A 12,549-nucleotide genomic window follows, 5' to 3' on the forward strand; every position below is an offset into this window, starting at 1 on the left:
TAAGCGCGGCGAGCCACTCATCGCGCGCCGCTCATGGCAAGATGCCGCGAGTGATGCCGGCGGCCCACCCACGCGGCCGAGAGCGCGCTCACGAGACCCGCGAACATCGTATAGAGGCAGATGAGCCACGGATCGCCGCCGTTGCGCTGCAAAAGCCAGGTCGCGATGATCGGGCTGATGCCGCTCGCGAAGATGCCGGAGAACTGATAGACGAACGAAATGCCGGAGTAGCGCACGTTGGCGTCGAACAGCTCGGCGAAGAGCGCCGCCTCGGGCCCATAGACGGAAGCGTAAACCACGCCTAGCGGAATGATCACGGCGATCCATACGAACACTGGCGACCCGCCGCTGTGCTTCATGAGCCAGAAGCCGAAGAACGACGACAAGCCCGTGAAGAGCGAGCCCCAGAAATAGATGCGCGTTCTGCCGATGCGGTCCGAAAGGCGGCCGAAAAACGGAATCGTGAAAATCATCGTGAAAGCGGCGGCCATGACGGCGAGCAGGGCGTCGGTGCGCGAGAGCTTGAGCGTCTGCGTGAGATAGGCGATCGTGAAAACGGCGAAGACGTTAAAGAACACACCGTCGATGAAGCGTGCCCCCATGCCGGCAAGCACGTTGCCGGGATAGCGGCCGAGCACCTCGGCGATCGGCACGCGGACCTCGGCGCCCTGTTGCTTCACGCGTTCGAACTCGGGCGTTTCCAGCACACGCAGGCGGATATACATGCCGATTGCCACGAGCGCGAAGGAAAGGAAGAACGCGACGCGCCAGCCCCAGGCGAGAAACTGCGCATTGCTGAGCACGGAGGAGAGCAGGGCGACCACGCCCGACGCAAGGCAGAGCCCGATCGCGAGGCCAATTTGCGGAATGCTCGCATAGAGGCCGCGCTTGCCTTCGGGCGCGTATTCGAACGACATCAGCACGGCTCCGCCCCATTCGCCGCCAAGGCCAAGGCCCTGCGCAACGCGCAGGATGAGCAGCAGCGCGGGCGCCCACAGGCCGATCTGCGCATAGGTCGGCACCATGCCGATCAACACGGTGGCCACGCCCATGATTGAGAGTGTCATGATCAGCATGCTTTTGCGGCCGAGCCGGTCGCCGAAGTGCCCGAAGATGATGCCGCCGAGCGGACGGCTCAGGAAGCCCACAGCGAAGGTGCCGTAGGCGAGCATCGTCGAAATGAGGGGGTCGCCGCTCGGGAAATAAAGCTTGCTGAATACGATGCCGGCGACGACGCCGTAGAGGAAGAAGTCGTACCACTCGATGGTCGCGCCGATCAGGCTCGCAACGACCACGCGCCTCATCTGCCGGGCGTCGGTGCGGGGCAATGCGTTCATGGCTGTCTCCTTTTTGGGGCGCACCTGGTGCGGTGCGGTTCCTTGAAATGCAGGTATTTTCGTAAGGTATCCTTTGTTTGCTGCCTGTCGTTGCGGTGCTGCATGTACTACGTGAGCCCCTGCGCCGGGTGACTTCAGGGGTTGGTCTCGGCATGCTCCTGTTGCAGCCGGGAAAGGGTCGTGTGGTCCTCGAGAATCATGTCGGCGGCTTTCTCCGCGATCATGATCACGGGAGCGTTGGTGTTGCCGGAAACCAGCTCGGGCATGATCGACGCATCGACGACGCGCAGCGCGGCGAGGCCATGCACGCGCAGGCGTTCGTCGACGACCGCGGTCGCGTCGCGGCCCATCTTGCAGGTGCCCGCGGGGTGATAGATGGACTGGCTGAACTGGCGCGCCGCATCCAGCAACTCGGCATCGCTCTGATACCGCTCGCCGGGCACGAACTCGGACACGATGTGCGGTGCAAGCGACGGCGCTGCGGCGATGCGGCGCGCCACGCGAATGCCGCCAATCACGACGGGATGGTCGCGCGGATCGGACAGATAGTTGGCGCGAATGGCGGGGTACTGGAGCGGGTCGGCGCAGCGGATTTCGACGCTGCCGCGACTATGGGGCCGCAACTGGCAGACGGACGCCGTGAACGCCGAGAAGGGATGCGCGCCCTGGCCGGGCTTGTCGGCACTCAGCGGCTGCATGTGAAACTGGATGTCCGGGCGTTCCAGTTCGGGGCTCGAGCGCGTGAAGATGACCACCTGGCTTGCGGCCAGCGTGAGCGGCCCGGTGCGCCAGAGCGCGTATTGCAACCCGATCAACGCCTTGCGCAACGGATGGTTGACCTCGTCGTTGAGCGTGCGTTCGCGCGTGCGGAACACGAGCCGCACCTGAAGATGGTCCTGCAGGTTCTGACCGACGCCCGGCAAGTCGTGCAGCACGGGAACGCCGGCGTTGCGCAACACGTGCGCAGGGCCAACTCCGGAGTGCTGAAGAATTTGCGGCGAGCCGATCGCACCGGAAGCGAGAATGACCTCGACGCGCGCACGTGCGCGCTTCTTCACGCCGCCCTGCACATACTCCACGCCGACCGCGCGGCGCCCTTCAAACAGGATCCGGCTCGCCTGCGCCCGCGTTTGAACGATCAGATTGCTGCGTTTGCGCGCGGGCTTGAGAAAGCCCTTCGCGGTGCTCCATCGAAAGCCGTTATAGGCCGTCTGCTGGAAGTAGCCGACCCCCTCCTGGACCGCGCCGTTGTAGTCGTCATTGAGCGGGATGCCGATTTCCTGTGCGGCGGCGATGAAATGATCGGCAATGGGCCGGCGCAAGCGCAGGTCGGAGACTTTCAGCGGTCCGCCCACGCCGTGCCAGGCGTTCGCGCCGCGCTCCTGATCTTCGGATTTCAGGAAATACGGCAGAACGTCGGCATAACTCCAGCCGCGATTGCCAAGCGCGGCCCAACGATCGTAGTCCTCACGCTGCCCACGCACGTAGAGCAGACCGTTGAGCGAGCTGGATCCGCCGAGCACCTTGCCGCGCGGCCAGTCGATCTGCCGGCCGGCCACGCCTTCGTCCGGCTCGGTGCGGTAGCACCAGTCGAGCGCGGGGTTGTGCATGGTCTTGAAGTAGCCGACCGGGACGTGGATCCACGGATTGTTGTCCTCGCCACCCGCTTCGAGCAGCAGCACGGCGTTGCGCGCGTCGGCACTCAGCCGGTGGGCAAGCACGCAACCGGCCGATCCGGCGCCGACGATCAGGTAGTCGACCTCTTGGTCCATGAATCCCGTCTCCTCGAAATCCAGGAGCGGCGTGACATGCCGCGTTTTCGGATCAATGTCGGGGAAGGGGATGCCGACCGCAAGCGGCGATCGTGCGCACAGGCCGAAAGTGAAACGGAAACTGCCGAAACGGAATCAGAAGTCCACGGCGAAGCGCGCACGTTTTGCCGCCGAAGCGGCGACGAGCCGGCGCCCGTTCAGGCCAGCGAGAGCCCCTGAAGCAGCGGCGCGAGTCTGCTCGCCGTTTGCTTCATGCGGCCCACCGACTCCAGCAGTTCCTCGAGGGTCGCGCGCGCGGTCGGGGCATGCACGGCGAGCGCCGCGAGCACGCGTTTGCTGGCGGGGTCGCGCACCGGCACCGCAATCGCAACCATGCCGCGCACGAACTCTTCGTTGTCGATGCCGATGCCGCGCACCGCGAGCTGTTCAAGCTCGGCCTCGAGCGCCTTGGGGGCGGTCAGGGTGCGGTGCGTCATCTTTGTCAGCACGAGGCGTTCGAGCAGCGCGTTGCGCTCGAGCACGGTCATCTGCGAGAGAAAGAGCTTGCCGCTCGCGGTGCAGTGCAGCGGAACATGCATGCCCGGACGCATCTCCATACGCAACGGCTCCGTCGTCTCGACGCGCTCGATATAGAGAACGCGGTCGCCGTCGAGCGCGGTGAGATTGCAGGTTTCGCCTAGCGATTCCACCAGTGTGCGCAGCAGCACGCGGCACGAGCGCGTGAAGGTGTTGTTGGCCAGCGTGGCGAGCGCGAGCTGCGCGGCGCGCGGGCCCAGCGCGATGCTGCGGTCGTGCCCACGCGAATCGGGCATGTGGATCACGTAGCCGCGCGCTTCCAGCGAATCGATGAGCCGCAGCAGCGTCGCCTTGGGAATATGCAGCCGGGCCGACAACTGCGAAAGCGTATACGGCTGGCCCGCCGACGCCAGTTGCTCCAGCACCACGAGCGCGCGCAGCACGCGAGCGTCGTCCGCCGACGATTCTTCGCGCAGCGCGGGGGCGCTGTCTTGCGCCCTGTTTTGCGCTGGGTTTTGCCCTGGGTTTTGCGTCATCTCTCGCGCTGTGTCGCGCATCGGTCTCCTCCTGAAGGGCGTGGAATTGAGACGAATTGTTCGAGTTTCCGGGCACATTTCAGTATGAGCGCAAAGTTCACGGGGTTACGTAGCGGATTACCCCGATACGTCATGCAAATCATCCCCACGCTGTACCAGGCGATACCGGGCCACTGGCTCTACCTGCGCAATTCTGGTCTGCCTAGAATTTTTCCCAACAGAGCGAGAACGACGACAGCTTTGCATGGGATCAGAGTCAGGCGCCAAAGCGCCAACTCTATTCGACAGGAGACAGGCATGACGAACAGGCAGTCGACAGGGACCGCTCTCGCAGCGGAGCGTGCAAGCGTCTTCACGAAGCCTGTGGAGCATTGATCATGGGATACAGCACAGTCGATTCCGCCGCCGCCGGTTTTGCCGCAAGCGACTCCGGCTCCACGAAGTACGACCCCAAGTACGATCCGCTCGTCTCGCCGGGCCCTGGGGTCGGCAAGGATTACGCGCCGACCTACTGGGTCGCGACGGCGGGCAGCCCGCCCCCCGACGACGGCCCGGTCACGAAAGATCTCGACGTGGATGTCGCGATCATCGGTGCGGGCTACACGGGGCTCGCTACGGCGCTCTGCCTCGCGCGCGAGCATGGCATCAATGCAGCGGTGCTGGAGGCGAACCGCACGAGCTGGGGCTGCAGCAGCCGCAATGGTGGACAGGGGCAGAACGCCTCTGGCCGCCTCTCGCGCTCGCAATGGATCGAGCGCTGGGGCAAGGATGTCGCCCTGAAAATGCACGACGAGATTCAGCAGGGCTTTGATCATTTCAAGGAACTCGTGGCCGAAATCGATTGCGATCCGCAGCCGGGTGGCCACTTCCTGATCGCGCACCGGCCGCGCATGATGGCAAAGCTCGCCGCCGAGGCGAAGGTCTGGAAGGACGTATTCGGCTACCCGTCGGAGCTTTTGAGCGCGCAGACGTTTCGCCGCGAATTCATCGACGACCACGAGGCGGCCGGTGCGCTGCACGAGCCCGAAGGGATCGGCATACATGCGCTGAAGCTCGCGTTTGGCTATCTGCGCCTCGCACGTGCCGCTGGTGCAAGGGTCCATACGAGCAGCCCGGTGATGGGATGGGAAACCATTAACGGCGTGCACCACCTGCGCACGCCGGGCGGCGTCGTGCGGGCGCGCGCGGTTGGCATCGCGACCGGCGCGTACACGGCGCAGACGCTGCATCCCATGCTGCGCAGCAAAGTCATGCCGATCCTCTCGAACTCGATGGTCACGCGCCCGCTCACCGAAGCCGAGATCGCCGCCTGCGGCTTTCGCACGACTCAGGTGCTCACGGACACGCGCACGCTGCGCTTTTACTATCGGTTCTTGCCCGACGGCCGGTTGCAGATTGGCAGCCGCAGCGCGATTACCGGCGAGGACGCGCCCAATCCGCGCCACCTCGATCTGCTCAAGGAAGGCATGGTGCGCAAGTTTCCGGCGCTGCGCGGGGTGCAGATCGACTATTCGTGGTGGGGCTGGGTGGATGTGAGCCACGACATGATGCCGCGTGTGTGTCAGCCGGATCCCCGGCAATCGGTGTTCTACGCGCTTGGCTATGGCGGCAATGGCGTGTCCTATTCGCAGCAGGCGGGGCGGCGGCTTGCCGAGCGCATCGCGGGTAAGGGTGGGCAGCAGACGCTGCCGATTTTTACGTCGCCGCTGCCTGGGCATCCGTTTGCACCCTTCCGGCGGATTGGGCAGAGGTTGCTTTATTTGCAGTATTTCCGGCGGGATGAGAAGGCTTGATGGTGCGCTTTTTTGGCCTTTCCTTGTGTTCGCGTCGGTATGCGAGCGTTGCCCCTGTGCGGGGCGCAAAGAAAGCCGCTCAAACCGCCAGCGCCTGCCACCGTTCACCTCGCGACATTATTGGTGAATGGCTCCGGAGCGTCTGTCACCACTCGCCCCCAAACGGAGTGACAAGGCGCTCATCCCTCCGGCGGCGCTGCGCGCGCCGAAGGGCACAACCAAAAAACCGGTGGGGCACATGTGTTCTCGCGAATGCTCATTCGTACCATTCGGTTTCCCATGCAGACCCAACCGCAGCGCGCGAAGCGAGCAGCGGGATGAATGAGCGCCTTGTCACTAACCTGGAAGGTGCGAGGCGACAGACGCTCCGGAGCCACTACCCATGACGGCGAGTGGTGCAAGGGGACAGGCATTAGCGGTTTGAGCGGCTTTCTTTGCCTACTTTCTTTGCCGCGGCAAAGAAAGTAGGTGCCGCCCCGCACAGGGGCAACGCTGGCATACCGACGCGACCACTGGAAAACCCACAAAAACCAAAACACACCACAAAAAAAAGCGCCACCCAAAAGGCGCCTCGAGAATCGAACCCAAAATCTGTGGAGGTGACATGCAACCCCCGATGGACAACCATGAACTGAAATGCGGCCTCAAGCAGCGCCACATGACGATGATCGCGCTAGGCGGCGTGATCGGCGCCGGTCTTTTTGTCGGCAGCGGCGTCGTGATCCAGCAGACCGGCCCAGCCGCCGTGCTCTCATTCCTCATCACCGGCGGCCTCGTCGTGCTCGTCATGCGCATGCTCGGCGAAATGGCGTGCGGGATGCCCGCAGTCGGTTCGTTCTACGAATATGCACGCCTCGCGTTCGCCACCTGGCGCGGACCGGGCAAGCTGGCCGGCTTTCTGACCGGCTGGATGTACTGGTATTTCTGGGTGATCGTGGTCGCCGTCGAGGCGGTGGCCGGTGCCAAGCTCGTCCAGTTCTGGCTACCCGACGCGCCCGCGTGGATCATCAGCCTCGTGTTGCTCGTGCTCCTGAGCGCAACGAACCTGATCTCGGTGGGCAGCTACGGCGAATTCGAGTTCTGGTTCTCTTCGATCAAAGTGGCGGCGATCATCGTTTTCCTCTTTCTCGGCGGGCTCTATGTACTTGGATTGTGGCCGTCGTCGCTGCACACGAGCGCCGTATTGCCAACGCTGCTCAGCCATGGCGGCCTCATGCCCAAGGGCATCGGGCCGGTGTTGAGCGGCGCCGTCGCGGCAACGGGCTTTTACTTCGGCGCGGAGATCGTCACGATTGCGGCCGCCGAGGCGCGCGAACCCGCCAAGGCCGTCGCGAAAGCCACGAACTCCGTCATCACGCGCGTGCTCGTGTTCTACGTAGGCTCCGTGCTGCTCGTGGTCGCGCTCGTGCCGTGGAATTCGCCGGCCATGTCGACGCCCTATGTGAGCGCGCTCCAGGTGATGGGCTTGCCTGCCGCCGCGAACATCATGAACGCGATCGTGCTGACTGCCGTGCTCTCTGCGCTCAACTCGGGGCTTTATGCGGCCTCGCGGATGCTGTTCGCGCTGACCCGCCACGGCGACGCACCAGCGGCGCTCGCGAAAGTCAACCGCCGTGGCGTGCCGGTGCGCGCGATCCTGCTTGGCACCGTGTTCGGCTATGTGTCGGTCGTGATGTCGTACGTGTCGCCGGATACGGTGTTCGCGTTCCTCGTCAACTCGTATGGCACGGTCGCAATCTTCGTCTATCTGCTGATCGCCCTGTCGCAATTGCGCCTGCGCAAACGCCTCGATCCGGTGGCCGTTGGCGAGCTACGCGTGAAGATGTGGTGCTTCCCCTACCTCACATGGGTTGCGATTACGGGCATGGTGGGTATTCTCGTGGCGATGGCGTTCATCCCCGAGCAGCGCAAGCCGCTCTGGCTCGGCGTGGCGAGCCTCGCCGTGGTGCTCGTCACCTACGCATGGCTGCAGCGCCGCGCGCGCATCCGTGAGCGCGCCCGCGACTACGCGCCGTCCTTCGCGGCGTGGCCGCCCGCCGCTACAGAGACAGGTGCGGGCCGCTTCGGCAAATGAAGCCGCCGCCTGCATGCAGTCATGAAAGCGATAAGGAGGACGCGATGACCACAGAACGCGCGATGGAGGGGCCGGACCGCATGGTGTCGGTGCACGAGCGCTTCGGCTTCGATTCGAACTTGATGGTGCCGGCCTTCAGCGAGCGCGACGCCCACGTGCCGGACGTGGACGAGGCTTATCGCTTCAACCCCGAAGTCACGCTCGCGATACTCGCCGGCTTTACGCGCAACCGGCGCGTGATGGTGCAGGGGCTGCACGGCACCGGCAAGTCCACGCATATCGAACAGGTCGCCGCGCGCCTGAACTGGCCCTGCGTACGCGTGAATCTCGACGGCCATATCAGCCGGCTCGATCTCGTTGGCAAGGACGCCATCGTGGTACGCGACGGCCGCCAGGTCACGGAGTTCCAGGAGGGTATCGTACCGTGGGCGCTGCAGCGCCCGGTCGCGCTGATCTTCGACGAATACGATGCGGGCCGCCCCGACGTGATGTTCGTGATCCAGCGTATTCTCGAGCGCGACGGCAGCTTCACGCTGCTCGACCAGAATCGCGTGATCCGCCCGCACGCGCACTTCCGCCTCTTCGCGACCACCAATACGATCGGCCTCGGCAATCTCAACGGCCTGTATCACGGCACGCAAATGCTGAATCACGCGCAAATGGACCGCTGGAACGTGGTCGCCACGCTCAACTATCTGCCGCGCGAGGAGGAGGCCGGCATCGTGCTCGCCCGCGTCCCGGAGATGACCGACGACGTGGGCCGGCAGCTCATCGATTCGATGATCAGCATGGCGGCGCTGACGCGCAAAGGGTTCGCGACCGGCGATCTTTCCACGCTGATGTCGCCGCGCACCGTCATCGACTGGGCCGAGAACTGCCAGATTTTCCGCGATCCCGCGCTGGCGTTCCGGCTCACGTTCCTCAATAAATGCGACGAGGCGGAGCGGCCGATCGTCGCCGAGTATTACCAGCGCTGCTTTGGCGTCGAGCTGGACGCGGCGTCTACCGCGAGGGGCGGCGAGGGCGGCGAACTGCGGGAGCCGCGCGCGTGACGTCCGTGCCCACGCCCGAGGCCGTGCGCGCCGCGCTGCGGCGCGAGGCGCTATGCGCGGCCGCCGTGCGCGCGCTCACCGGCGACGCCGCGCTGCATTATCGCGGCGGCCGGCTTTGCCGCGAGTCGAGGCCCTTGCCGCTTCATGCGCCGCACCTGCGCAGCAACGTCTACGAGGACGCGTTCGCCTCGCTGCGTGGCGCCGCCGACGCCGCCGCGCAGCGGCTTCTCCATTCCGATGCAGCGTTGCACCGGCTGCTGTCTCCCGAAGCCCCGATCGAGCGCCTGCTGTTCGAGCTGTTCGAGCAGGTGCGCTGCGAGGCGCAATTGCCGCCCGGCATGCCGGGCCTCGCGCACAACCTGCGGCACCGGTTCGAAACGTGGTCGCGCGCCTGGTGCCGGGCGGGCTTGAGCGAAGGCCATCTCGGCATCCTGCTCTATACGGTGGCGCAGATCGTCTGGTCGCGCGTGAGCGGCTGGCCCGTGCTCGACGAGACCGAGGATCTGATCGAAGCGACACGCGCCGGCATCGTGCCGGAGATCGGCGTGCAACTCGCGGGGCTGCGCGCGAGTCGCGCGAATCAGCGCGCCTATGCGGCGCATGCCCGCGAACTGGCGCGCCGCGTCGCGACGATGCTCGACGACGCGCGCGCGGCGCGTGCAGGGGACGACGCCGAGCAAGCGCGCGCACCCGACGACGCATTGACGTCGTTCTCGCTGTGGGTCGACTTCGACGAAACAAGTGTCGAACTGCCCGCACTCGCGCCGACCGGCGTGAGCCGCGTGCTGGCCGAGGCGGCGGATGGCTATCGCGCATACACGACGCTGTACGACCGCGAGATCCGGCCCGCCGTACGCGTGCGCGGACCGCTGCTGCGCGAGTATCGCGAGCGGCTCGACGAGCGCATCGCCGCGTGCGGCATCAACGTCGCGCGGCTCGCGCGCGCGCTGCAGATGGCGATTGCGGTGCCGCAGCGCGATGGCTGGCTTTTTGGCGAAGAGGACGGCCGCATCGACGGTAGACGCCTCGCGCAGGTCGTCAGTTCGCCCGCCGAGCGGCGCGTGTTCAGGCGCGAGCGACTCGAGCCGCGCAGCGACTGCGTGGTGGGCTTCCTGATCGATTGCTCGGGCTCGATGAAGGCGCATATCGAGCCCGTTGCGGTGATGGTCGATTTGCTCGCGCGCGCGTGCGAGCAGGCGGGCATCGCGACCGAGGTGCTCGGCTTCACGACGCTCGCCTGGAACGGGGGCCGTGCGCGTGCGGACTGGCTAGGGGGCGGACGGCCGCCCCATCCGGGGCGCCTGAATGAGACCTGCCACATGGTGTTCAAGTCCGCCGACGAGACCTGGCGACGCGCTCGCCCGGCCATCGCCGCGCTTCTCAAGGCGGACCTGTTTCGCGAGGGCGTGGACGGGGAGGCCGTCGAATGGGCGTGCGCGCGGCTCGCGGGCCGCGCCGAGGCGCGCCGCATTCTCGTTGCGATCTCGGACGGCAGCCCGATGGACACGGCAACGGCGCAGACGAACGACGCCTTCTATCTCGACAACCACCTGAAGGAGGTGGTGGCGAGGCACGAGGCGATGCGCGATGTCGATGTGATTGGGCTGGGTGTCGGGCTGGACCTCAGTCCGTACTACCGGCATTGCGTCGCGCTCGACTCCGGTGAGGCGCTAGATATGGCGCGGCTGATCGATCTCGCGCGATGGATCGGGGCGCCGCGTTAGCGCAATGGGGGCGCCCCGCGCGCACCGATCGATTCCTGCGCCGGGCGCCCCCCAGACCGCCTTAGCCAACCAGCTCCTTCACCGCACACAGCACGAGCGAAGCGCCAATGATCATCAGCACGCCGAACGCCAGCCTGCGCATCGCGATGGAAGAAGGACACGCCGAACATGCCGCTCAGGAGGCCGCCACACACGCCGCTCACGAAAAAGCTGCGGTCGCCCGAGCGTTGCGCGAGCGGCGCGGGCCGCAGCGCGGCGCCCAGGCCGCCGTACAGCACGACGGCGCCGAGCAGCAATTGCAGCATGCCGGAGGCCGAGGCGCTCAGGTAGTCGAGCACCATTACGCCCACCACGACCGAAGGCAGCACACCTAGCGTCGCGGCCCCCACCGCCCGCCAGTCAATATGGTGGAGCTTGCCGGGCAGCGCGAGGCTGAATCCGCTCGTGGCGCCCATGACGATCATGCTGAGGCCGAAGCCTGTGATCGTCTGAAAATAGCTGGCCAAGCCGATCACGGCGATCAGCACCAGGACCTTCTCATGCGTCATGCTGCGTGGGGTTCCTTCGAATGAGTGACGTCGCGCTGGCGGGCCGTCTGCGCCTGGACCGCCGTCGTAGCGATCACGTAATAGATATCCTCGGGGCAGCAGCCGCGCGAGAGGTCGTTGGCGGGCCGGTTCAGACCCTGCATCAGCGGGCCGATGGCCTTCGCGCCGCCGAGACGCTCCGCGAGCTTGTAGCCGATATTGCCTGCATCGAGATTCGGGAACACCAGCACGTTCGCGTGGCCGCCGCACTGCGAATGCTCGATCTTGCGCTCGGCGATCTCCGCCACGAGCGCCGCGTCGAGCTGCACGTCGCCGTCCACGCAGAGCGCGGGGCGCTGCTCGTGCACGCGCCGTGTCGCCTCGATCACCTTGTCCACGCTCGCATGGTGGGCGCTGCCGCTCGTCGAGAACGACAGCATCGCGACGCGTGGCTCTTCCATCAGAAGGCTGCGCGCGCTGTCGGCGGCGGCCATGGCGATCTCGGCGAGCTGTGCGGCGTCGGGGTCCACTACGAGCGCGCAGTCGGAGAAGATCAGGCCGCCTTTATAGCGATGAAACGGCTCGCACAGCATCATCAGGAAGAAGCTCGACACGAGCTTGAACGACGGCTCGACGCCGATCAGCTGGATGGCCGTGCGCACCACGTCGGCGCTCGTGTGAACGGCGCCCGCTACCGAACCGTCCGCGTGGCCGAGACGCACCATCAGGTTGGCGAAGACGAGCGGTTTCGTGGCCTCCTCCCACGCAAGCGCGGGCGTCATGCCCTTGGCGCGGCGAAGCGTGACCAGTTCGTCGGCGAAGGCCGCGCGCCATGCGCTGCTTTGCGGGTCGATCAGCGTGATCTCGCCGAGATCGAGCGACTCGCGCGCAGCGGCCGCGCGGATCGCGCCCGGGTCGCCCAGGAGCATGATGCGCGCGATGCCCTCCTGGTTCGCTCGCGCCGCGGCGCCGAGCACGCGTGGGTCATCGGCTTCGCACAGCACGATGCGCATGGGCGCAAGGCGGGCGCTTTCGACGATACGGTTCAGGGCTTTCATGGTGTCATGGGCTCATGGGCTCACAAACGGATGGACTTACACCAGCGACTGGCGTGTCCAGACGAAAACCGGCCACAAGCGGGTGCACCGCCTGCGGCCGGCGACCGGACGCAGCCCGCGCACCTGCTTGCAACATACGGCGCGCGCGGGCTGCTGCTGG

At 65.9% G+C, this 12,549-nt stretch carries 8 protein-coding genes and 1 pseudogene; 4 read left to right on the forward strand and 5 right to left on the reverse strand.

Going from position 1 to position 12,549, the window contains the following annotated elements:
* Positions 1 to 17: 17 nt before the first annotated feature.
* The 3 genes from M3I54_RS23500 to M3I54_RS23510 all read right to left on the reverse strand — a co-directional run bounded on the left by M3I54_RS23500 (position 18) and on the right by M3I54_RS23510 (position 4,161).
* The gene (locus M3I54_RS23500) at positions 18 to 1,337 is read right to left on the reverse strand and encodes an MFS transporter (RefSeq protein ID WP_254340335.1); all 1,320 of its coding nucleotides are present in this window, start codon (positions 1,335 to 1,337) and stop codon (positions 18 to 20) included.
* Between the two features lie 134 nt (positions 1,338 to 1,471).
* Positions 1,472 to 3,109: a GMC family oxidoreductase gene (locus M3I54_RS23505; RefSeq protein ID WP_254340336.1), complete on the reverse strand. Its 1,638-nt coding sequence runs from the start codon at positions 3,107 to 3,109 to the stop codon at positions 1,472 to 1,474.
* Between the two features lie 197 nt (positions 3,110 to 3,306).
* Complete coding sequence (locus M3I54_RS23510; protein WP_254340406.1) at positions 3,307 to 4,161, reverse strand: IclR family transcriptional regulator; 855 nt, start codon at positions 4,159 to 4,161, stop codon at positions 3,307 to 3,309.
* Between the two features lie 377 nt (positions 4,162 to 4,538).
* Here M3I54_RS23510 and M3I54_RS23515 point away from each other — a divergent pair, with 377 nt between their 5' ends.
* The 4 genes from M3I54_RS23515 to M3I54_RS23530 all read left to right on the forward strand — a co-directional run bounded on the left by M3I54_RS23515 (position 4,539) and on the right by M3I54_RS23530 (position 10,804).
* Positions 4,539 to 5,954: an FAD-binding oxidoreductase gene (locus tag M3I54_RS23515; RefSeq protein ID WP_254340337.1), complete on the forward strand. Its 1,416-nt coding sequence runs from the start codon at positions 4,539 to 4,541 to the stop codon at positions 5,952 to 5,954.
* A gap of 604 nt (positions 5,955 to 6,558) precedes the next feature.
* Positions 6,559 to 8,028 (forward strand): amino acid permease, encoded by a 1,470-nt coding sequence (locus M3I54_RS23520; protein WP_254340338.1) that lies wholly within the window; start codon positions 6,559 to 6,561, stop codon positions 8,026 to 8,028.
* Positions 8,029 to 8,072: 44 nt separating this feature from the next.
* Entirely contained in the window at positions 8,073 to 9,080 is a 1,008-nt protein-coding gene (locus M3I54_RS23525; RefSeq protein ID WP_375542197.1) for an AAA family ATPase, read from the forward strand.
* Positions 9,077 to 10,804, forward strand: coding sequence for a cobalt chelatase (locus M3I54_RS23530; protein ID WP_254340340.1), 1,728 nt, complete (start codon positions 9,077 to 9,079; stop codon positions 10,802 to 10,804). Before M3I54_RS23525 ends, M3I54_RS23530 begins: the two co-directional genes overlap by 4 nt.
* Positions 10,805 to 10,959: 155 nt before the next feature.
* Here M3I54_RS23530 and M3I54_RS23535 read toward each other — a convergent pair.
* A pseudogene (locus M3I54_RS23535) lies at positions 10,960 to 11,352 on the reverse strand (TSUP family transporter); the annotation flags it as partial.
* On the reverse strand, positions 11,349 to 12,389 hold the full coding sequence (gene pta / locus M3I54_RS23540; protein ID WP_254340343.1) for a phosphate acetyltransferase: 1,041 nt from the start codon (positions 12,387 to 12,389) through the stop codon (positions 11,349 to 11,351). The gene pta and the pseudogene M3I54_RS23535, both read right to left, overlap by 4 nt.
* Positions 12,390 to 12,549: the final 160 nt, after the last annotated feature.

Source organism: Paraburkholderia sp. CNPSo 3274 (assembly GCF_024206475.1).
In the GTDB taxonomy this organism is placed as follows: domain Bacteria; phylum Pseudomonadota; class Gammaproteobacteria; order Burkholderiales; family Burkholderiaceae; genus Paraburkholderia.

Bases quoted from the DNA above. Each gene is read 5' to 3' on its own strand.
- M3I54_RS23510 (WP_254340406.1), bottom strand. From the start codon at position 4,161: ATGACGCAAAACCCAGGGCAAAACCCAGCGCAAAACAGGGCGCAAGAC.
- pta (WP_254340343.1), bottom strand. From the start codon at position 12,389: ATGAAAGCCCTGAACCGTATCGTCGAAAGCGCCCGCCTTGCGCCCATG.
- M3I54_RS23525 (WP_375542197.1), top strand. From the start codon at position 8,073: ATGACCACAGAACGCGCGATGGAGGGGCCGGACCGCATGGTGTCGGTG.
- M3I54_RS23505 (WP_254340336.1), bottom strand. From the start codon at position 3,109: ATGGACCAAGAGGTCGACTACCTGATCGTCGGCGCCGGATCGGCCGGT.
- M3I54_RS23520 (WP_254340338.1), top strand. From the start codon at position 6,559: ATGCAACCCCCGATGGACAACCATGAACTGAAATGCGGCCTCAAGCAG.
- M3I54_RS23500 (WP_254340335.1), bottom strand. From the start codon at position 1,337: ATGAACGCATTGCCCCGCACCGACGCCCGGCAGATGAGGCGCGTGGTC.
- M3I54_RS23515 (WP_254340337.1), top strand. From the start codon at position 4,539: ATGGGATACAGCACAGTCGATTCCGCCGCCGCCGGTTTTGCCGCAAGC.